The following is a 19563-nucleotide window of genomic DNA, read 5'->3' on the forward strand; positions in this document are numbered from 1 at the left end:
CGGTCTATCGAATCATTCAAGAGAAAACGAGTGCGGATCGCCGGGTTGCGGTTCGCTGCATGGGAAGAAACATGAAGAAACAGGAAGAGCGTTGCCGTCTGGTGCTGATCGTGCCGCAGAATGCGGATGCGAAAGCGCAGGCGGACCGGTTGGAGAAGGCGCTTGCGGGCGGCGATGTCGCCTCGGTGATCCTGCCGCAATACGATGAAGACGATACTGCATTCCAGGACCGCGCCGAACTCATGGTGCCGATGATCCAGGCCGCGGGTGCCGCTGCGCTGATCGCTGGAGACAGCCGCGTCGCAGGTCGCGTCAAGGCCGACGGCCTGCATATGGCCGGTTCGATGGAAGAGCTGGAAGAAACGATCGAGAAATTCAGCCCGAAGATGATCGTCGGTGCCGGTGGTGCATCCGAGCGTCACACGGCGCTCGAAGTGGGCGAGCGCCGCCCCGACTATATTTTCTTCGGCAAGCTCGATGGCGACATCAAGCCGGAGGCGCATCCCAAGAACCTCGCGCTTGCGGAATGGTGGGCTTCGATGGTGGAAATTCCCTGCATCGCCATGGGCGGCACGGACATTTCCTCGGCGCTCGAGGTTGCCGAAAACGGAGCGGAATTCGTGGCTTTGAGACTGGCTGTCTTCGATCATCCCGAAGGACCGCAGGAAGCAGTTCGACTGGTCAACGCCGATCTGGACGAAAAAGCGCCACGGTTTGAGGCTTGATGGTCTCCATGCCATCGATTCGTCGCGCCTCATCCACCGTCCTGATGCTTGCCGCCAGCCTTTCCGCGTCGGCCGTCTTGCCGCATTCGGCAATTGCGCAGGTGCAGCAACCCGGTGCGGTGGAGCAGGAGGGGCCGACGGCGGCGCAGGCGCGTCAAGTGGTGACGAGACCGGTCGCGCCGGATGCAATGGGCGTCGAACGCGGTGCACAGCCCGATGGCATCGTGCCGTCCGCCGGTGTCGAACTCTATCAGCGCATGGGCGTGACCTTGCCGCCACTGCCGCCGGAGAAGCCCTATACGGGCCCGATCGACGAGGCCTATGGTGCGTTCCAGCGCGGCTTGTACGTCAAGGCGCTCGATGTCGCACTGAAGCGTGCGTCGGCCGGCGATGCGGCGTCGCAGACGCTTGTCGCCGAAATGATGAGCAAGGGGCTCGGCATCAACCGCGACGCAAAGACCGCGGCCTTCTGGTACGGGCAGGCTGCCGAGCGCGGCGATCCTGCCGCCATGTTCCAGTATTCGCTTCTTTTGATGAGCGGCCGTTACGTGCCCGCCGACAAAAAGAAGGCCGACGACTATATGCGCAAGGCGGCGGAAGCCGGCAATTCGTCGGCGCAGTTCAACTGGGGCCAGATCCTGGTGTCGGACAATCCGGGCGACAAAGGTTTCAAGCTGGCGTTGCCATTTTACGAGCGGGCGGCAAAGCAGGGCGTGGCGGATGCGCAATATGCGGTGGCCCAGCTCTACGTGAACATGAAGGGCGTGCCCGAGGAGAAGAAGGCCGAGGCTCGCCGTTGGCTGGAGCGCGCGGCGAAGGCCGGGTTCGACACGGCGCAACTCGACATGGGCATCTGGTTCGTCAACGGCGTCGGCGGCGAACGCAACTACGACAAGGGCTTCGAATGGCTGCGGATTGCGGCCCATCGCGGCAATGTGGTTGCCCAGAACAAGCTGTCGCATCTCTATATCGAGGCGCTGGGGACACGACCGAACCCGGTCGAGGCCGCCAAGTGGTATGTGCTTTCCCGTCGCGCCGGACTTCAGGACGCGGCGCTAGAGGATTTCTACCTCGGCATCAACGACGAGCAGCAGCGCCAGGCGATAGACGCGGCGAACCGCTTCCGACGCCAGTAATTGACGTGATCAGGCGGTTGCCTTCATCGCCGCCAGCGTGAACAGGGCGTGGCGGATGATAAAGCCGTGGGCAAGCGCCAGGATCAGCAGCGTTACCAGCCAGACGATCAGGTAGATGCCCGGCGAGGCCTTGATACGGCCGCCCATGCGGGGGCCAAGTGCGAACATGGCTGTCACGAAGAGCGCGCAGGCCGGCAGAAGCAGCAGCGCGATCATGGCCGGTGCCGTGCTGGTCGGTGTGCCGGTCAGGGTGAAGTGGATCGGCAGCTGGGTATCGGCCGGCAGCGCCGAGATCAGACCCAGCGACAGCATGGTCATCACGCCCACAAGTCCGAGGCTGATGCCGAATGGCAATGCGATCTTCACGGCGATACTCCTATAATCTCGATAGCCGGCGTTCTGGCAGATCGCAGGCAGGCGGGCAATGTCGCATTTTGTCCGTTCACGCGGGCTTTGTCGGCTTCGACTTGAATTTCCCTTGGTTTTGTGGTCTTGAACCGGCCAATCAAGACAATTCGCCACAGACACGTCCCGGCTGATGCATGTTCGGGACCATACGATCAGGATTTCCCGCATGGCCCGCTCAGCCCTTCTCAACGTCATGGTTCAGGCCGCCCTCAAGGCAGGCAAGTCGCTCTCCAGGGATTTCGGCGAAGTTCAGAACCTGCAGGTTTCGGTCAAGGGACCGGGCGATTTCGTGACCCAGGCGGACCTCAAGGCGGAAAAGATCGTCCATGACGAGCTGATGAAGGCGCGCCCGACCTACGGCTTCCTCGGTGAGGAAAGCCAGGAGGAGAAGGGCACGGACGGCGCCCATCGCTGGATCGTCGATCCGCTCGACGGCACGACCAACTTCCTGCACGGCATTCCGCAGTTCGCGGTGTCGATCGCGCTGGAGCGCAATGGCGAAATCGTCGCCGGCGTGATCTTCAACCCGGGCACCGACGAACTCTATACGGCAGAAAAGGGCGGCGGCGCGTTCCTGAACGACCGTCGCATTCGCGTTGCCGCACGCCGGGTCCTGTCCGATTGCGTGGTTGGTTGCGGCGTGCCGCATCTCGGCCGCGGCGATCACGGCAAGTTCCTGGTCGAACTGCGCCATGTGATGGGCGAAGTGGCGGGCGTTCGTCGCCTTGGCGCTGCGTCGCTTGATCTTGCCTATGTCGCTGCCGGTCGCTTCGACGGTCACTGGGAAATTGGTCTTTCGCCGTGGGACATTGCTGCCGGCCTCGTCCTCATCCGCGAAGCGGGCGGCTTTGTCAGCGACATCAAGGGCTCGACCGATATGTTCGGCACCAAGAGCATTGTTGCCGGCAACGAGCTGATCCAGAAGGCGCTGCTGGAAGTTTCCAATCGTCCGGTTCCGTCGCGCTGATTGCTGATGCGGTGACGGCCCGAGTGCTGCTTGTCATTTGAAATGGCGAGGAAAAAACTTCGGCTTGTCCCGGTCTTTGCACCGTGGCGACACTTCAATTCGTCGCAATTTTGCTCTAGCCTCCGCGCGACGCGACCCAGAGGCGAGGCTTATTATGGCGAATGCGACAGTGGACGATCTGGACGAAACTGAAGCTAACCGCCGCCGTTTTACCGAAAAGCTTTCCAACCCGGCTTCCTTCCTCTGGACGATGCTGATCTTCCTGATCATCGTCGGTTTTGTCTGCTCGATCCTGTACCGCCAGGCCGCACAAGCGTTCCAGACCAATCCGGGTCTGAACGGTCTAATCCTCGGCGTCCTGTTGATCGGTATCGTTCTGGTTTTCCTGCAGGTCATCGGCCTTATTCCGGAAGTGCGCTGGTTCAACTCGTTCCGCGCTGCCGGCACCGTCGACAAGGTGGGCCGCGAGCCGAAACTTCTGGCGCCGATGCGCTCGCTGATCGGTGGTCGCCGCAAGACGGCGCTTTCGACCGCAACCTTGCGCTCCATTCTCGATTCGATCGGCACCCGCCTCGACGAATCTCGGGATACGTCCCGTTACCTGATCGGGCTCCTGGTGTTTCTCGGCCTGCTTGGCACGTTCTGGGGCCTGATCGGCACGATCGGCTCGATCAGCGACGTCATCGGTGCGCTCGATCCGGGCGCCGGCGGCTCCAACGACATTCTGTCGGCTATCAAGACCGGTCTTGCGCAGCCGCTTGCCGGTATGGGCACGGCGTTCTCCTCGTCGCTGCTCGGCCTCTCGGGCTCGCTGATCCTCGGCTTCCTCGATCTCCAGGCAGGACGTGCCCAGAACCGGTTCTATACGGAACTCGAAAATTGGCTCTCATCGGTGACCGATACGGGATCGGACGCGCCGGTTGCGGCGGCAGGGCTTTCAGCTGGTTCCTCCGGCGAATTCAAGACGCTCGCCGACGAGCTGCGCAAGATTGCGGCGGCTCAGGGCAGAACCGGCAGCGGTGATGTCCAGCAGAACGAGAAGTCGCTTGCTGCCATGGCAAACCTTGCCGAAGGCATTCAGGGGCTGGTCAAGAACATGCGCAACGAGCAGCAGATGCTGCGTGACTGGATCGAGGCGCAGCAGGAGGAGGCCAAGGCCCTGCGGCGCACGCTGGACCGGCTCTCCGACAAGATCGGTCAGTCCGACAAGATCGGGAGCAAGTAGACCATGGCGCTGGGCAAGAACCGTCGCCGCCAGCACGGCGTGGACTACTGGCCGGGCTTCGTCGACGCGCTGACCACGCTTCTGATGGCGATCATGTTCCTACTGACGGTGTTCGTGCTGGCGCAGTTTCTGCTTACCCGCGAGATTTCCGGTCGCGACGAGGTTCTGAACCGGCTGAACAGCCAGATCGCGGAACTGACAGAGCTTCTGGCGCTGGAAAAGGGCAACAATCAGGATATCGAAGACCAGCTCGCCAACCTGCAATCGTCGCTGGCGGTTGCTGAAAGCGACCGGTCGCGACTGCAGCAGCTTCTCAACCAGGGCAGTGGTGCAAGCGACGCGGCCAATTCCCGCGTGACCACTCTGACGGGTGAACTCTCCAACGAGCGGCAGGTCAGCGCCCGGGCGATGAGCCAGATCGAGCTTCTCAACCAGCAGATCGCGGCGCTGCGGGCCCAGATCGCCGCCGTCGAACAGGCGCTGCAGGCGTCGGAAACGAAGGACGCCAACTCGCAGGCGCAGATTTCGGATCTTGGTCGTCGCCTCAACGTGGCGCTTGCGGCCCGCGTGCAGGAGCTCAATCGCTACCGCTCCGACTTCTTCGGGCGTCTGCGTGAGATTCTCTCCGATCGCGAAAACATCCGCATCGTCGGCGATCGGTTCGTGTTCCAGTCGGAAGTTCTCTTCCCGATCGGCGGCAACGAACTCGATGCGGCCGGTCTCGTGGAGATGGACAAGCTTGCCGCCGCACTTCTCGATCTCGCCAAGGAAATTCCGGCCGAGATCAACTGGGTGCTGCGGGTCGATGGGCATACGGACAATGCGCCGCTTTCCGGCACCGGACGCTACCGCGACAACTGGGAGCTTTCGTCTGCGCGCGCGACGTCCGTGGTCAAGTATCTGATCTCGAAGGGCGTGCCGGCCAACCGGCTGGTGGCCGCGGGCTTTGGCGAGTTCCAGCCGATCGCGGCTGGCGATACGCCGGATGCCAGAAACCAGAACCGCCGCATCGAACTGAAGCTTACCGAACGCTGACATGACCTACAGCAAACCCGACATCGACGCGATCGCCAAGGCGGTGGCAGATACGCCTCGCCGCGACAATACCGCCTATCACGAGGCGATGGCGCAGGCGCGCCGTGCTTTCGAGGAGGCGCAGGCTGCGTTCGGGGAGCAATCGGTCCAGCTGAAGATGAAGACCAAGATCAAGCGCAATGGCGATCATGTCGTCAAATGGACGTTCAAACGCGCGAAGTGATCAGGTGCCGGCGTTTTTGTGCTCGAGCGGAGTGGCCGGATAGCGGAATCCCAGCCGGTCGAGGCCGCGGCGAACTTCCGGAGCGGCCATGAACAGTTTCCACAACAGACCCGAGCGGTGGTTCTCGATCATCGCGACGATCGGACCCTGGTCGATAGCGATGTAGGTCGATGCGACCCAGCCGGTCTTCGGCGCGAAGGCGTCGGCGAAGCCGAAGCGGTTGACCAGCCGTCCGTTCTCATAGGCAAGGAGGGCGCGCAAGGCTTCTTCCGCATGGCCGGGAACGAAGGGAAAGCTCGACAGTGCTGCAGACGGTGCAATCGCGCCGAAATCGACCAGCGGCGAATTGGCGGCGTAGCCGGCCTGGGCTTCCGATGCCGTCAGGCCCCAGACGCCGGCTGCAGCATAGTCCGGCACCGTCAGGCAATAGGCGCGGTTGATCCGTGAATGCGCGACCGCCTGGCGCCAGTAATCGGCGTAGCGATCGGACAGGCCGCGTGGATTGAGCGCACAGAAGGAATATTGCGACAGGAATAGCGGCCCGCCCATGGGTTCGCCCAGCGGCAGCTGTATGCCGAAATATTCCTCGCCGTTCTTCATGGCGCCGTTGCGTGCCCATCCGCAGTGATAGTTCTGCGGATCGATCGGAAACGTGTCCGAGCCGGCGGCAAAGACATAGGTTGACAGCGCCTCGTTCCAGCCGGTGATCGGCAGGTTCATCGCCCATTCGTTGATCGGGCTCCAGTGCCAGTAGATCGGGCCGTCGGTCTTGCCGCGGGTGTACCAGGTCCACTCGACTTCGTCGAACAGCCGGGTGATCGCGGTGCGCAGCGATTTCTCGGAAATGGTCTCTGCCGCGAAATATTCACGGGCGCAGATCAGGCCCTGTAGGAGAAGCGTCGTTTCGACGATGTCGCCCCCATCATCCAGCGCCGAAAACGGAATCATTGCGCTGGTAGCGGGATTGATGAAGTGAGAGAACGCGCCGTGGTAGCGCGGTGCCAGTTCGAGGCTCTCGACAATCGTGGTGATGCGAACCAGCGCCTCGTCGCTGGTGATCCAGCCGCGTTCGCAGGCAACCAGGATCGCCATCAGGCCGAAGCCGGTGCCGCTGATCGAGATCGCATCGATGCCGGGTGTGCCGTCGAGAAGGCATTTGTCATAAGGGAGGCCGCTCTGCGGATGAGCACCATCCCAGAAATACCGGAAGGTGCGCTGCTGAACGTCATCGAGCAGACTATCCAGATCTGCGGAGATGATGGGGGTAGCGTCCATCAGATCGCGCTGACGGAAGTTTGCTCGAGATCATGGAATTGCAGCCGCGCGAGCTTCGCATAGAGACCGCCAGCCGCCACCAGGCTCTGGTGCGTGCCTTCCTCGACGACGCGACCGTTTTCCAGGACGAGGATCCGGTCTGCCTTCAACACGGTCGCAAGGCGATGGGCGATGACGAGCGTGGTGCGGTTGCGCATCAATCCGTCGAGCGCCTTTTGCACCAGTGTTTCGCTTTCCGCATCGAGCGCCGAGGTGGCTTCGTCGAGCAGCAGGACCGGAGCATCTTTCAGGATGGCGCGGGCGATGGCGATCCGCTGGCGCTGGCCGCCGGACAGGGTGATGCCGCGTTCGCCGGCGAGCGTGTCATAGCCGTTGTCGAGCTTCGCGATGAACTCGTCCGCCTGTGCGGCGATTGCTGCTGCACGCACGGCCTCGCGTGTCGCGTCTGGTACGCCGAAGGCGATGTTGTCGTGGATGGAGGCTGCAAAGATCGTCACGTCCTGTGGCACGATCGCAAGCCGTGAGCGGATATCCTGAAGCGTCGCATGGCGCAGATCGACGCCATCGAGCCGGATCGATCCGGCCGTCGGATCGTAAAAGCGCAGCAGCAGCGAAAAGATCGTGCTCTTGCCGGCGCCCGAGGGACCGACGATGGCGACGGTTTCTCCCGGTGCCACATGCAGGGAAAGCGCATTGAGCGTGATGGCGCTGACGCGGGCCGGATAGGCGAAGGAGACGCTGTCGAACGTGACATCGCCGCGCGGGGGTGAGGGGAGGGCTTTCGGGTGTTCCGGATCACGGACGGCAGAAACTTCATCAAGCAGTTCGGACAGCCGTTCGGCGGCGCCGCCTGCAGAAGACAGCTCGCCCCAGACTTCCGACAGTGTGCCGAGCGAGCTTGCCGCAATCACCGAATAAAGCACGAACTGGCCGAGCGTGCCCGGTGTCATCGTGCCGGCAAGCACGCTCTGGGCGCCGTACCAGAGGACGCCGACGATCGATCCGAAGATCAGCACGATGCCGAAGCCGGTCAGAAGCGCGCGGGCGCGGATCGACTTGCGGGCGGCCTCAAAGGCATTCTCGACCGTGTCGCTGTAGCGCGAGGTGGCGACAGCCTCGCCGGTGAAGGCCTGAACGGTGCGTGTGGCGCCGATCGTCTCGGCTGCATAGGCGGAGGTCGCTGCCAGCATGTCCTGGGCAGCGCGCGACCGGCGGCGCACCGAGCGGCCGAAGCCAACGAGGGGGAACACGATCAGCGGGATAGCGCCAAGCGCCAGAGCCGAGAGTTTAGGGCTCGTATACACCATCATGCCCATCGCTCCGAGACAGAGGATGGTGTTGCGCAGGGCCTGGGACGCGGCAGAGCCGAAGGCAGACTTGATCTGGGTCGTATCGGCGGTTAGCCGCGAAACGATCTCGCCGGACTGGTTGACGTCGAAGAAGGAAGCGGACAGCCGCGTCACATGCGAAAAGACCTCGCGGCGAAGATCCGCCACCACGCGCTCGCCGATGGTGATGACATAATAGTAGCGCATGCCGCTTGCGATCGCGAGAAGGACCGCCAGAACGAACAGCATGACAAAATAGTTGTTGATGAAATGTCCGTCGGAGGATGCGAATCCATGATCCACCATGCGGCGGACAGCCAGCGGCAGCGCTAGTGTGGTGCAGGCGGCAAGGACGAGAAAAAAAGTCGCGCCGGCGACCATGGCTCGATAGCGGGAAAGGTAGGGGAGCAGTCGGGAAAGCGGCTTGAGACTGCGGTTTTTCTTCTGATTTTCTCGGCTTTCGGCCATGTCGTCTCCATGGCCCCCGGGCAGCGGAATCTCAGCCTTTCGGGGACTTGTACTTGCGGCGCCCTTCCTGTATAGGCTCCGCATCCAATTGGGAAGCCGTGACCGCGCCGGTTTGCGGCTTCATTCATTAAAGACGGTTCTTGCTCGCGCAATGCGACGAATGGACCTCGCAGAGCAGGAATATCGACATGAAGGCTGGCATCCATCCCGACTACCACAAGATCAAGGTCGTCATGACCGACGGTACCGAATACGAGACGTTCTCGACCTGGGGCACCGAAGGCGCCACGATGAACCTCGAAATCGACCCGACGTCGCACCCGGCCTGGACCGGCGGCAACCAGCAGATGCTGGACCGCGGTGGCCGCGTTTCCAAGTTCAACAAGCGTTTCGGCGGTCTCGGCCTCTAATCGCTTTTTGCATTTTGACAAAAGAAGCCTGGCGAAAGCCGGGCTTTTTTGTTTTTCTAGAAGGCATGGAGGAGAATGTCGATCTTTTGTCGAAGCTACCCCATCCGCTTCGTCGCGTGCTGATCTTCGGCAATGGCGGATCGGGCAAGACGTGGCTTGCGACCAGATTGGGAAAGGTGCTCGGCCATGCTCCCGTCCACCTGGACGATGTCCGTTGGGAGCCCGGACGGTACGGCATCGGCCGCGACAGGCAGGTCGTGGACGAGGACGTGCGCAGCATCGCCGCACGAGATTTTTGGTTGATCGAAGGCGTGTATGGCAGGCTTGCCAGTCTCGCGATCACGCGGGCAACGACACTGATCTTTCTCGACTTGCCCGACGACGTCTGCCTCGAAAACATTCGCCATCGCGGTCTTCAGGGCGGGGGAAGCGTTGCGTCCTTCGAAGAGCTACTCCATTGGGTGGCGGGCTATCGCTTCCGACACAACAACTGGAATTCATTCGAGGCGCATGACCGGATGTTCAGCGCCTTCGAGGGCCCGAAACATCGGCTTGACTGTCGTGACAGTGTCAACGCCTATCTGGCGTCGCTATCTCTATAGTCCCAAACGCAAAAAGGCAGGCCAATGCCTGCCTTTGGACCGTCGACGTTCAGATCTCAGCCACCAAATGCGGTGTGAAGCAGGTTCTGCTGGGCGCGGACGCTGTTTTCGTTGTCGGAGATGACAACGGCTTCCGGGGCGCGATAGATTTCGCGGTCCAGAAGAGCGACGCGGTTCTGCAAACGAAGCGAGCGTTCGACAAGATCACGGAAGCTTTCCGGCAGATCGAGCCAGCCCGGAGCATTGCGATCGACATTGAAGCCGTCGAGACGCACCTTGCTCTTTTCCGAAAGAACCTGATCGCGGCTCATCTCGCCGTTGTTGACGGCACGCTGGAGCAGAAGCCACGATGCCATCTGCATCAGGCGAGTCGTCAGACGCATGGATTCAGCTGCATACAGAACCGAGGCCATGCGCGGCAGAACCTTGGATGCAGCACGACCCTGACCGTCCAGATAGCTTGCTGTCTCTTCAACAAGAGCCATGCCTTCGGAGTATAGTGACTTGAACTGGGCAGAGCTTGCGGCGCGGCCCGCAAAACTCACTGTGTTCAATCCCTGCTCGGACATCGAATTCATTCCTGCTAATGCTTTCTTACTCAGGCAATGGCGAAGTGGCTCAAAAAGTTCCATCTGGCCCGCTGAATGAAGTGAACATGATCCTTATACTGGAAATCCGCAAGGCGTTTCTTAATGAAAGGTTAATACCCACAGGAACCGGTAAACGCCCTCGATCTTCTTGAAATGAAACAGATCTTGCGAAAGCGCAAGTCCCCTGAAAATGGCCTTTGGAACGGGTTTTTGATGGCTGCGTGAGCTTGTGCGGACTGACAGCCAAAAAAAAGAGCCGCAAAAGCGGCTCTCAAGGTAAAACAGGGAGAAATCAGACCATTCGCCGAGCGGTGAAACTGTCTGAGTCCGGCAGAACCGAACATCGCTATATTCTCTGTTAATGATTAATGTTTGCTTAAGATTGGTCGTGGTTTTGCGGTTTATTCTTAGTGCGGCACATCAGGTCCGGAAAAAGCTGTCAGCGGCCTTGCGACCCTCAGCCTTCCTCGCCTTCTCTGCTTCCAGTCTCGCGATCTCTTCCTGCAGGATGGTGATGCGCATCTGCAGTTCGTCCGCAGAGAGCAGCGATAGGTCGGCGCCGATCTCGTGAGCTGCGGGTTTCTTCGGGCGGTCGTCGTCGAGAAATGACATTTCAAGCCTCCTTGGCCGTTATGGCGTCGTCTGCTGTTCAGACGCGGCTGCATCCTTGGGTCTTGCGCGCGGATCGAGCGAGAGGCCCTCGGGTGTCGCGAGTGGTCCGTTGGTTCCTGTCACCGTCGTGTAGGCATCGCGTTCGCCGGCAGGGACGGGTGCGCGCTGCCGGCTTCGGACAATCGCATAGACAGTGATCATCAGATGGGCGACAGCCGTGACGCCAAACAAAGCGTGCGGGCCGGCCCAGGTCATGACAGGACCTCCGAGCGTCGGGCCGATGATCGTCCCGATGCCGTAAAGAAGCAACAGGCCGCCGGAGACCTTTACGAAGTCCTCGGGCTGGGCGAAGTCGTTGGCATGGGCAACGGCGATCGGGTAGAGCGCGTTCGCGGCGGCGCCGTAGGTCGCGACGAGGATAACGATCGTGTAGACGTTGGTCGGCGCAACCAGCACAACGGCAAGGCCTGCCAGCGCACTGACGCCGGAGAGGACTGCAAGGACATGACGGCGGTCCAGCCTGTCCGACAACCGGCCCGCCGGAAACTGCATGATCGCGCCGGCAAAGATGGTGATCGATACCATTGCGGCGACCGATCCCTTGTCGAGGCCGACCTTGGTCGCGAACACGGCGCCGAGCGTGCCATAGGCCCCGTTGGCGATGCCGACCAAGAGAATGCCTACGCAGGAGATCGGCGAGTTTCGAAACAGTCCCTTGAGATCCAGCCGCGCGCGTTTCAGCGGTTGTGGTGACGCAGCCTTGGACAGCGTCGTCGGCAGGGCGGCGATCGAGTAGAGGATGCCGCAGACCATGAACAGCGTCGGCAGCGTCACATCGGCAAACGGCACCATCAACTGGCCACCGACAACGCCGAACAGGGTGATGGAGATATAGAAGGAAAAGATCGTGCCCCGGTTTTCCGGTGTGGCACGTTCGTTGAGCCAGCTTTCGATGATCATCGACGTACCGGCAGTGCAAAAGCCGGTGATTGCCCGCAGGATGAGCCACGCGACGTCATCGACCAGCAGGCCGGTCATAAGCACGTTGAGGCAGATCAGGGCCAGGAAGCCGGAGAAAGCGCGAACGTGCCCGATGCGGCGCACGACATTCGGTGCCACGAAGCAACCGATGACGAAGCCTGAGGCCCAGGTTGTGCCGAGCAGGCCAAGAACCTCGTTCGAGTAACCTTCGATCGAACCGCGCACCGGCAACAAAAGACCCTGCAGGCCATTGCCGAGGAACAGAAAGAGCGTACCAGTGAGGAGGGCGAGAACGGGAAGGAGATTACGGCTCATCGTCTATACTGTCAGCTCTCTTCGTGGTCGGTGATCCGCCCTGCCGTGCCGGAGCGATGTTGCGCAGACCGGCACAGGACGTTAACGAAGGTAAGGCAGATCAGAGATCATGACGCAACAGACCCCGATTCTCCTCCCGGTCTAACTGTGGTGGAGAGCAAAAATGTCCAGCCTGTGGCGAGCCTTTGAAACAGTGACGAAAGACAGATGACAAAAACAATCTCCGTCCTGTTGATGCTGGCCATGGTCGTGCAGATCATCAAGCCATTGAACCTCCCGGGCCTCAGGCGCCGGATGGATTTCTGGAAGCTGGCGCTGGTCGCCTTCGCGCTCTGGTCCGTGGCACTGCTGCTGCGCGAGTTCGTCGGCTGATTACAGCTCGATCCGGCCGCTCATCACCTTCACGCAGCTTCCGCTGATCCGCACATCGGTGACGCGACCCTGTCTTTTGACCATGGCGAGCTCGATCACGCTGCGGCGGCCCATCTCCACACCCTGTTCGACGGTCATGCGGATATCGGCTTCGGTTTCAGGGGCAAGCGTCGCGAGGAACGCGCCGAGCGCTGCAGACGCGCTACCCGTTGCCGGGTCTTCCGGCACATTGTCGAGCGGTGCGAACATGCGGGCACGGATATGCAGGGGATCCTTGGCATCACGGACATAGAGAAACAGCGAAAACTCCATCTGATCGCCCGGGCTGATCTCGGCTGCGCGATGGAATGACGTGAGATCCGGCCTGGCCGCGGCGAGCGCCTGCAGGCCGTCCAACTCAGCAATTGCGAATGGCAGGCCGACCGATGCGAAGACGGGTGCGTGATTGTGCATGACGACATGCCCGACGCCGATGGATGCGCAGTCGGCGATACGTTCAGGTTCGATCTCGGCGCCCAGTTCAAGTGGCCGCGGTGCCCGGATGGTTGCGCCGACAACCACACCGCCCTCCCGGATCAGGTCGATCTCGACCAGTCCGGCGATTTCCTCGAAGCGGAGCATTTTGCCTAAAGCGTTGCCGAACAGGTCGGGCAGATTGCCAAGGACGAAGGCAGTTCCGACATTCGGATGGCCGGCAAAGGGAACCTCTGTCGTCGGCGTGAAGATACGCACGCGCGCCGTGTTGGCTGGATTGTCCGGTGGAAGCACGAACGTGGTTTCGGAATAGCCGAACTCCGTTGCGATCGCCTGCATCTCATCGCCCGAAAGGCCGCGGGCGTCTGTGATGACCGCAAGCGGATTGCCGAAGAAGCGCTGGTCGGTAAAGACATCGACGGTGACGAAATCGACGACAGGCATGGACGGGCTCCCCAGTTGAGAACGTAACTTCTAGAGCCTGCGATCTCCCATCACCAGACAATGGTTTTGATGGAAGACATCAATCCTGATTGTCTGGGCAGGGTCTGGAAACGAGAAAGGCCGCACCCCCCGGTGCGGCCTCTTCCTCCCATGAAAAGGGCCAGAGCTATTAAAGCTGAGGCGGCCTTTTCCAGGTTCGTGTTCCCGATGCCGCAGCATCAGGGTTAGAGCATCAGGCCTTGTTGACGCTCGCGGAATAGATCCCGTCGATGGTTTCAGCCAGGCTCGCGTCGAAATCTGCATCGCTCATTGAGACGCGCAGGTTTTCGGTGAGCGCGCGCGAGAAGCTCGCGATCATGTCGCGGTTGTGGCTCAGCTTTTCGCAGGCATCGACGCGGCTGTAGCCGCCGGACAGGGCAACGAGGCGAACGACCGACTTGTGAGCGGCGAGATCCGCATAGAAATCGGCGACCGTTGGGATCGTTACCTTCAGCATCACGTCTTCGCCCGGACCGAGCGTGTCGAGCTGCTGGGCGATCTCGTCGCGCAGGATAGTCTCAGCTTCAGCCTTGGTCGGGCTGTTAATGAGGATCTCCGGTTCGATGATCGGAACGAGGCCCTGTGCGATGATCTGGCGCGCGACTTCGAACTGCTGCTGCACGACATCAGCGATACCGGCCTTGTCGGCAGAGGCAATCACCGAGCGCATCTTTGTGCCGAAAATTCCCTTTTCGCGGCCGCGGATCAGGAGAGCGTCGAGATCCGGCATCGGCTTCATCAGCTGAACGCCGTTTTCTTCGGCAGCGAGGCCCTTGTCGATCTTCAGGAAAGGCACGACGCCGCGCTTGTTCCAGAGGTAGGAGGGAACCGGTTCGCCGTCGACATCACCATCCATGGTGCGTTCGAACAGAATTGCGCCGACAACCTTGTCGCCTGTGAAGGCCGGTGCCTTCATGATGCGGGCGCGCATGGCGTGCATCAGGCGGAACATCTCTTCGTCGCCCTCGTAGTCGGTTTCGGCAATGCCGTAGAGCAGCAGCGCTTTGGGTGTCGAACCACCGCTCTGATCAAGCGCCGCAATGAAACCGGGCGCCGACCTGACTTTGTCCAACATCTTCGCGTCTACCATAATCGCTCCTATCCCTCACAATGGCGCGTTGCGCGCTTATGCCCATTCAATCTTCGGAAAAGCCGATATTAAAAGCAATATCCGAAGTTCTCTCCCGCCGATAACAGAAGTTCTTTTAAAGGGAAATGATGCTCTAAGCCATTGAAACGATTGAAATGGTTTCAATCGTTTAAAATATTGAATTTATTTAAACTTAGCTTGCAGATCGGGCGCGGAAACCTATTTCCCGCGCCACTGAACCCATCGAGGGTTGCGTTCTGGGAAGCCGGTCGATCAGGCCTTGGTCAGCACCGAGACGCCGGGCAGTTCCTTGCCTTCCATCCATTCCAGGAAGGCGCCGCCTGCGGTCGAGACGTAGGAGAAATCGTCGGCAACGCCCGCATGGTTGAGCGCCGCCACCGTATCGCCGCCACCGGCGACCGAAACCAGCTTGCCGGCCTTGGTCTCACTTGCTGCGAATTTTGCAGCGGAGACCGTCGCGGTGTCGAACGGGGTGATCTCGAAGGCGCCGAGCGGGCCGTTCCACACCAGCGTCGAGGCCTTGCCGATCCATTCGTTGACGGCTTCGACGGATTTCGGGCCGACGTCGAGCATCATCGCGTCGGAGGGGATGGCGTCGATCGCGACAGTTTCGTTTGCGGCATTCGCCTTGAATTCGCGTGCCACAACGCCGTCGGTCGGCAACACGATCGTGCAGCCGGACGCTTCGGCTTCCGCCATGATGGCGCGGGCAGTGTCTGCGAGATCATGCTCGCAGAGCGACTTGCCGACATCGATGCCTTGTGCGGCAATGAACGTGTTGGCCATGCCGCCGCCGATCACCAGCGCATCCACCTTTTTCACGAGGTTCTGCAGCAGATCGATCTTGCTGGACACTTTGGCGCCGCCGACGATGGCAACGACCGGGCGGGCAGGATCGCCGAGGCCCTTTTCCAGCGCTTCGAGTTCAGCCTGCATGGTGCGGCCGGCATAGGCGGGCAGGCGGTGGGCAAGGCCTTCCGTGGAGGCATGGGCACGGTGGGCGGCCGAGAAGGCGTCGTTGACATAGATGTCGCCGTTCTTAGCCAGTTCTTCGGTAAAGCCGGTGTCGTTCTTTTCCTCGCCCTTGTGGAAGCGGGTGTTTTCGAGAAGCAGAATATCGCCGTTCTTCATCGAGGCGACAGCCTGATCGGCTTCCGGGCCGATGCAATCGGATGCAAACAGGATCTTCTGACCGAGCACTTCATTGACGGCCATGACGATCTGGGACAGCGACATGTCGGCGACCGGTTCACCCTTGGGGCGGCCGAAATGGGCGAGAAGGATGACCTTGGCGCCCTTCTTCGACAGTTCCGTGATCGTCGGGGCAACGCGCTCGATACGGGTTGCGTCCGTCACCTTGCCGTCGCTCACGGGAACGTTGAGGTCGACGCGGACGAGAATGCGCTTACCTGCGATATCGGTGAGGTCGTCGAGGGTCTTGAAGGCCGGCATGGTACTGATCCCGTTGCTTGATAAAGGGTGGCGGGACCATACTATTCTTGTCCGACGGCGCAAGGCTGTCGGGTCAATGAAATGACCTGAGTACCCGTTGCCGAGAGGCCGCCCGACCTTCAGGCGGACCGGCGGGTCGGGACCGGCTTGCCACGATACTTGCGGATCTGGTCACGGATGCGGTGGGCGATTTCGCGCATGTTGATGAAGATCGGCAGCTTGGTGGCGGGCTCCACCGGCTCCAGGGAGACGCCGATCTTGGTGACATGGTCGAGCTCGTCGGTTTCCCGGACGATCAGCACGATCGAGCCGAAGCGCACGCGGTCGGCATATTCCGTCTTGCCGCCCAACCTTGAATGCATGAGTTCGCCGATCGTCAGTGCCTGTTCGGTTGCCGAGAGAAGGCCCGGGCCATAGGCAAGGTCGAGCTCGGTTGCAGGCCGTGTCGGCGAAATCGCGAAGGCGCCGAAGAACTCCGCGTCGTCATCATCGACGGGGATGCGGCTCGCAAATAGCCGATCGAGCAGTTTCGTGTAGTTCGGCGTCACGAACAGGTAGACCTGATCGTTCTCCCGCAGGCGTCCGGCATACTGGTAGCGCAGGCTGCGGCCGTCGCGGATCACCAGCGAGGGCATGGCCCAGCGGGGAATGCGCTCGCCCGACAGGATCGGGCTGTCTTTGAGGACACGGTAGGAGATCAGCTCGTGCGTCGCCTTGCCGGGAAGATCGAGTTCCAGCTTGTCGACGGCGCCGATGCGCGGCGGAATGATTAACCCGAGATACCGCGCCACCGGCTTGATCGTCCAACCCTGGAGAAGAAGCGAGACGAGCACGATGATGAAGGTGACGTTGAAGAAGACGGACCCGTTTTCGGCGCCCGACAGGATCGGCGTGATGGCGAGCAGGATGGACACCGCACCGCGCAGGCCGACCCAGGACAGGAAGCCGATTTCCTGCTGCGTGAAGTCATAGGCCATCAGGCTGATCCAGACGGCAATCGGGCGGGCGACGAAAATCAGGAACAGCGCCAGACCGATCGCTGGCACGAGCAGGATCGGAAACTGGGACGGCGTCGCGAGCAGGCCGAGCACCAGGAACATGATGATCTGCGCAAGCCAGGTCAGCCCTTCGTTGAAGCGCGTGATCTGGTGCTTGGCAAACATCTTGCGATTGCCCGAGTAGATGCCGGCCACATAGACGGCGAGGAACCCACTGCCGCCCATCGCGCCGGTGAAGGCGAACACGAGCAGAGCAAGCGTCAGGACGAGGATTGGCGCCAGACCCCGATCGGAGGTGAAGCGGTTCAGCACCCAGACGATCATCAAGCCGCCGAGCAGGCCGAAGATGACGCCGAGCCCCATTTCCTCGAGGAACATGACAGCGAAATGCAGGTCGAGGCCGCCGAAGCCCTGGCCGGTGGCCAGAAGCTCGGACAGCGCGATCGTCAGGAAGATCGCCATCGGGTCGTTGGTGCCGGATTCCACTTCGAGCGTCGAGCGCACCTTGTCGCGGATGTTGATGCCGCCGATGCGCAGCAGAAAGAACACCGCGGCTGCGTCAGTCGAGGCGACGATCGACCCGAGCAGAAAGCCTTCAAGCCAGCTGAAGCCTAGGAAATACTTCGCCGCGACGCCGAAGACGCCGGCGGTCAACAGCACGCCGACGGACGCGAGCGTCAGCGCCGGAACCGCGGCTATCCGGAAGGAGTGGAGCGAGGTGCCGAAGCCGCTGTCGAACAGGATGATGGCGAGCGCCAACGACCCCAGCATGAAGGTGAAGGAGTAGTTCTCGAAACGTATGCCAAGACCATCGACACCGGCCAGCAGGCCGATCGACAGGAAGACGAGAAGCAGGGGAGCGCCGAACCGGAAGGCAAGCAGGCTGGAAAAGGCCGCAGCCAACACCAGAACCGTGCCGACCAGCAGGATGATGTAGAAAGCCTCCAATGTCCCCGTCCTTCCTCTCGCCGCCGTTTACGGAAATCCATCCATCAGCAGGCCCGGCGATTGTCGGATCCTGTGCCGTTGCCGCGATCGGCAAGATAGCCATGGAGCAGATCCCGGTCAGTGGCCGGGCGATTCGATGTGCATATTCAAATAGACGGGAACAAATCCGGCAAGAGAAGGGCCGGTGGTGAAGAAAAATCACGTCGGTGCGAAGTGAATAGCTGACGCAGGCCCGCCCGGCGGCGACCTCGGCCACGATGGCGTCGATGTCGATCAGCACGTCGTGAAGGTAGGCGTGGTCGCGGACACGCCGAAGAGCTGACCCCAGGACCGAGTCAAGGAGCCGGAAAACGTTGCCGGTCGCTGCTACTACTCAGCGGCGACCCTGCCGATCACCGTCAGTGGATCGGCCGCACCGGCCGTGACGAACAGGAGTTCGCCGCTGGCAGGAACGATGTTGGTAAGGCCTGTTATGTTGACCTGATGGGTGACCAGCACAACCGGCCGGCCCGGCGGCAGGCCCGTCATCCAGGCGCGCAGGGCCTGCGTCTGCGGCCTGCCATCTTCGGGACTGCCAAAGAAAGAGTTGAGCAGCGGCTGCGGCTCGACCGACCCAAGACCAAGACCCTTGGCGGTATCGAGGCAGCGGCACCACTGGCTGGAAAAAACCCGCGCCTGCGTCACGCCATTTTTTCGCAAGAGCTCGCCGATACGGCTCGCCTGGGCGATGCCCTGCGCGGAGAGATTGCGCTGCGTGCTGCAATCATTGACCGCAAAGTTCGCGGGATCGCCGGTTCCGGGCGCAATCGCGTGGCGAAGCAGCACCAGAGCTGCACCAGTGCGAAGCTCGGCCCATGGATCTGATTGCGCCCTTGCATTGCTGGTCAGGGCAAGAGCGGAGGCGATCAGCAACTGGCGTCGCAGAAACATGGCGTATCTCCAAGTGGTGCCGGCGTTTGTCTGTCCAAAGCTAATACGTGCAATGATACTGCGTGGTTTCCACCCTCACGGAAAATAACATCCCTTGGATGGGGTATGTACCGACGCCGGCAGTCATGATCGCAATTGGGTCGTGCCAGAAAGTGTGCTAAGCGCCGGCGAAACAATGACTGGAGCATGACATGAGCGAACCGAACGTAGCCGAAGCGACAAACCGCATTTATGAATCGCTTCAGGCCAACAATGCCGATCTCGATACGCATATCGCCACCCTCAAGGCAGCGCTGACCCAAGCTGGCCAGAAGGAAGCCGAGTTCGACCCGGCGCGGATCGTGCAGAACAATCGTCAGGGCCGCAAGCTGATGCAGGCCTATTTTCGCCAGCGCGGCGTGACGGTGAAGTTTACGGCGTCCTGAGGGATTTACGCGCGGGCGACCCCTCTCCCGACCATGTCCCAAAACGCAAAACCCCCTCCTTTTAAGGGGA

21 protein-coding genes are annotated in these 19563 nt (G+C 61.1%); 10 read left to right on the forward strand and 11 right to left on the reverse strand.

Annotated features, from left to right (window positions below):
- Positions 1-71: 71 nt before the first annotated feature.
- Positions 72-725 (forward strand): thiamine phosphate synthase, encoded by a 654-nt coding sequence (locus tag IFT59_RS03005; RefSeq protein ID WP_192086054.1) that lies wholly within the window; start codon positions 72-74, stop codon positions 723-725.
- Positions 726-733: 8 nt separating this feature from the next.
- Complete coding sequence (locus tag IFT59_RS03010; protein WP_446737789.1) at positions 734-1861, forward strand: tetratricopeptide repeat protein; 1128 nt, start codon at positions 734-736, stop codon at positions 1859-1861.
- Positions 1862-1870: 9 nt separating this feature from the next.
- Here the strand turns inward: IFT59_RS03010 and IFT59_RS03015 are convergent, their stop codons facing one another.
- Positions 1871-2227, reverse strand: coding sequence for a hypothetical protein (locus tag IFT59_RS03015; protein WP_062460866.1), 357 nt, complete (start codon positions 2225-2227; stop codon positions 1871-1873).
- A 208-nt stretch (positions 2228-2435) separates the two neighbouring features.
- Here IFT59_RS03015 and IFT59_RS03020 point away from each other — a divergent pair, with 208 nt between their 5' ends.
- The 4 genes from IFT59_RS03020 to IFT59_RS03035 all read left to right on the forward strand — a co-directional run bounded on the left by IFT59_RS03020 (position 2436) and on the right by IFT59_RS03035 (position 5719).
- Complete coding sequence (locus tag IFT59_RS03020) at positions 2436-3236, forward strand: inositol monophosphatase family protein (RefSeq protein ID WP_062461861.1); 801 nt, start codon at positions 2436-2438, stop codon at positions 3234-3236.
- Positions 3237-3390: 154 nt separating this feature from the next.
- Positions 3391-4461 carry a flagellar motor protein MotA gene (locus tag IFT59_RS03025; protein WP_192086056.1) on the forward strand — a complete coding sequence of 357 codons (1071 nt, stop codon included), beginning with the start codon at positions 3391-3393 and terminating at the stop codon, positions 4459-4461.
- 3 nt (positions 4462-4464) lie between these two features.
- Positions 4465-5496 carry a peptidoglycan -binding protein gene (locus IFT59_RS03030; protein ID WP_062582385.1) on the forward strand — a complete coding sequence of 344 codons (1032 nt, stop codon included), beginning with the start codon at positions 4465-4467 and terminating at the stop codon, positions 5494-5496.
- A 1-nt stretch (position 5497) separates the two neighbouring features.
- Complete coding sequence (locus tag IFT59_RS03035) at positions 5498-5719, forward strand: hypothetical protein (protein ID WP_062460856.1); 222 nt, start codon at positions 5498-5500, stop codon at positions 5717-5719.
- Here IFT59_RS03035 and IFT59_RS03040 read toward each other — a convergent pair whose 3' ends face one another.
- Together IFT59_RS03040 and IFT59_RS03045 are read right to left on the reverse strand one after the other, a co-directional pair.
- Positions 5720-6994, reverse strand: a complete 1275-nt coding sequence (locus IFT59_RS03040) for a glucoamylase family protein (RefSeq protein ID WP_113109774.1) — start codon at positions 6992-6994, stop codon at positions 5720-5722.
- Positions 6994-8790 (reverse strand): ABC transporter transmembrane domain-containing protein, encoded by a 1797-nt coding sequence (locus tag IFT59_RS03045; RefSeq protein ID WP_192086057.1) that lies wholly within the window; start codon positions 8788-8790, stop codon positions 6994-6996. The genes IFT59_RS03040 and IFT59_RS03045 overlap by 1 nt, the downstream gene beginning before the upstream one ends.
- A gap of 188 nt (positions 8791-8978) precedes the next feature.
- Here IFT59_RS03045 and rpmE point away from each other — a divergent pair, with 188 nt between their 5' ends.
- Together rpmE and IFT59_RS03055 are read left to right on the forward strand one after the other, a co-directional pair.
- Positions 8979-9200, forward strand: a complete 222-nt coding sequence (rpmE, locus tag IFT59_RS03050; protein ID WP_062460846.1) for a 50S ribosomal protein L31 — start codon at positions 8979-8981, stop codon at positions 9198-9200.
- A gap of 86 nt (positions 9201-9286) precedes the next feature.
- Positions 9287-9802 carry an AAA family ATPase gene (locus IFT59_RS03055; RefSeq protein WP_249407468.1) on the forward strand — a complete coding sequence of 172 codons (516 nt, stop codon included), beginning with the start codon at positions 9287-9289 and terminating at the stop codon, positions 9800-9802.
- Between the two features lie 56 nt (positions 9803-9858).
- Here IFT59_RS03055 and rcdA read toward each other — a convergent pair whose 3' ends face one another.
- The 3 genes from rcdA to IFT59_RS03070 all read right to left on the reverse strand — a co-directional run bounded on the left by rcdA (position 9859) and on the right by IFT59_RS03070 (position 12300).
- Complete coding sequence (gene rcdA / locus IFT59_RS03060; RefSeq protein ID WP_062461855.1) at positions 9859-10371, reverse strand: protease adaptor protein RcdA; 513 nt, start codon at positions 10369-10371, stop codon at positions 9859-9861.
- 441 nt (positions 10372-10812) lie between these two features.
- Complete coding sequence (locus tag IFT59_RS03065; RefSeq protein ID WP_174196146.1) at positions 10813-11004, reverse strand: DUF1192 domain-containing protein; 192 nt, start codon at positions 11002-11004, stop codon at positions 10813-10815.
- 18 nt (positions 11005-11022) lie between these two features.
- Positions 11023-12300, reverse strand: a complete 1278-nt coding sequence (locus IFT59_RS03070; protein WP_062582392.1) for an MFS transporter — start codon at positions 12298-12300, stop codon at positions 11023-11025.
- Between the two features lie 207 nt (positions 12301-12507).
- Here IFT59_RS03070 and IFT59_RS03075 point away from each other — a divergent pair, with 207 nt between their 5' ends.
- Entirely contained in the window at positions 12508-12672 is a 165-nt protein-coding gene (locus IFT59_RS03075) for a hypothetical protein (protein WP_092659869.1), read from the forward strand.
- Here IFT59_RS03075 and IFT59_RS03080 read toward each other — a convergent pair whose 3' ends face one another.
- The 5 genes from IFT59_RS03080 to IFT59_RS03100 form a co-directional block, all read right to left on the reverse strand.
- Entirely contained in the window at positions 12673-13590 is a 918-nt protein-coding gene (locus IFT59_RS03080) for a PhzF family phenazine biosynthesis protein (RefSeq protein WP_192086058.1), read from the reverse strand.
- 232 nt (positions 13591-13822) lie between these two features.
- Positions 13823-14719 carry a fructose bisphosphate aldolase gene (locus IFT59_RS03085; RefSeq protein WP_192086059.1) on the reverse strand — a complete coding sequence of 299 codons (897 nt, stop codon included), beginning with the start codon at positions 14717-14719 and terminating at the stop codon, positions 13823-13825.
- Between the two features lie 273 nt (positions 14720-14992).
- Positions 14993-16192, reverse strand: a complete 1200-nt coding sequence (locus IFT59_RS03090) for a phosphoglycerate kinase (protein ID WP_192086060.1) — start codon at positions 16190-16192, stop codon at positions 14993-14995.
- 119 nt (positions 16193-16311) lie between these two features.
- Positions 16312-18138, reverse strand: coding sequence for a potassium/proton antiporter (locus IFT59_RS03095; protein ID WP_192086061.1), 1827 nt, complete (start codon positions 18136-18138; stop codon positions 16312-16314).
- Between the two features lie 369 nt (positions 18139-18507).
- On the reverse strand, positions 18508-19068 hold the full coding sequence (locus IFT59_RS03100) for a histidine phosphatase family protein (RefSeq protein WP_192086062.1): 561 nt from the start codon (positions 19066-19068) through the stop codon (positions 18508-18510).
- Positions 19069-19259: 191 nt separating this feature from the next.
- On the opposite strand from IFT59_RS03100, the gene IFT59_RS03105 reads away from it, so the two are divergent.
- Positions 19260-19493 (forward strand): hypothetical protein, encoded by a 234-nt coding sequence (locus tag IFT59_RS03105; RefSeq protein WP_192086063.1) that lies wholly within the window; start codon positions 19260-19262, stop codon positions 19491-19493.
- Positions 19494-19563: the final 70 nt, after the last annotated feature.

This window comes from Rhizobium sp. CFBP 8752, from assembly GCF_014842035.1.
GTDB lineage: Bacteria > Pseudomonadota > Alphaproteobacteria > Rhizobiales > Rhizobiaceae > Neorhizobium > Neorhizobium soli.

Excerpts from the sequence above, each read along its gene's own strand:
- IFT59_RS03005 (WP_192086054.1), top strand. The coding sequence starts at position 72 with ATGAAGAAACAGGAAGAGCGTTGCCGTCTGGTGCTGATCGTGCCGCAG.
- IFT59_RS03010 (WP_446737789.1), top strand. The coding sequence starts at position 734 with ATGCCATCGATTCGTCGCGCCTCATCCACCGTCCTGATGCTTGCCGCC.
- IFT59_RS03020 (WP_062461861.1), top strand. The coding sequence starts at position 2,436 with ATGGCCCGCTCAGCCCTTCTCAACGTCATGGTTCAGGCCGCCCTCAAG.
- IFT59_RS03025 (WP_192086056.1), top strand. The coding sequence starts at position 3,391 with ATGGCGAATGCGACAGTGGACGATCTGGACGAAACTGAAGCTAACCGC.
- IFT59_RS03030 (WP_062582385.1), top strand. The coding sequence starts at position 4,465 with ATGGCGCTGGGCAAGAACCGTCGCCGCCAGCACGGCGTGGACTACTGG.
- IFT59_RS03035 (WP_062460856.1), top strand. The coding sequence starts at position 5,498 with ATGACCTACAGCAAACCCGACATCGACGCGATCGCCAAGGCGGTGGCA.
- IFT59_RS03040 (WP_113109774.1), bottom strand. The coding sequence starts at position 6,994 with ATGGACGCTACCCCCATCATCTCCGCAGATCTGGATAGTCTGCTCGAT.
- IFT59_RS03045 (WP_192086057.1), bottom strand. The coding sequence starts at position 8,790 with ATGGCCGAAAGCCGAGAAAATCAGAAGAAAAACCGCAGTCTCAAGCCG.
- rpmE (WP_062460846.1), top strand. The coding sequence starts at position 8,979 with ATGAAGGCTGGCATCCATCCCGACTACCACAAGATCAAGGTCGTCATG.
- rcdA (WP_062461855.1), bottom strand. The coding sequence starts at position 10,371 with ATGTCCGAGCAGGGATTGAACACAGTGAGTTTTGCGGGCCGCGCCGCA.
- IFT59_RS03065 (WP_174196146.1), bottom strand. The coding sequence starts at position 11,004 with ATGTCATTTCTCGACGACGACCGCCCGAAGAAACCCGCAGCTCACGAG.
- IFT59_RS03070 (WP_062582392.1), bottom strand. The coding sequence starts at position 12,300 with ATGAGCCGTAATCTCCTTCCCGTTCTCGCCCTCCTCACTGGTACGCTC.
- IFT59_RS03075 (WP_092659869.1), top strand. The coding sequence starts at position 12,508 with ATGACAAAAACAATCTCCGTCCTGTTGATGCTGGCCATGGTCGTGCAG.
- IFT59_RS03080 (WP_192086058.1), bottom strand. The coding sequence starts at position 13,590 with ATGCCTGTCGTCGATTTCGTCACCGTCGATGTCTTTACCGACCAGCGC.
- IFT59_RS03085 (WP_192086059.1), bottom strand. The coding sequence starts at position 14,719 with ATGGTAGACGCGAAGATGTTGGACAAAGTCAGGTCGGCGCCCGGTTTC.
- IFT59_RS03090 (WP_192086060.1), bottom strand. The coding sequence starts at position 16,192 with ATGCCGGCCTTCAAGACCCTCGACGACCTCACCGATATCGCAGGTAAG.
- IFT59_RS03100 (WP_192086062.1), bottom strand. The coding sequence starts at position 19,068 with ATGTTTCTGCGACGCCAGTTGCTGATCGCCTCCGCTCTTGCCCTGACC.
- IFT59_RS03105 (WP_192086063.1), top strand. The coding sequence starts at position 19,260 with ATGAGCGAACCGAACGTAGCCGAAGCGACAAACCGCATTTATGAATCG.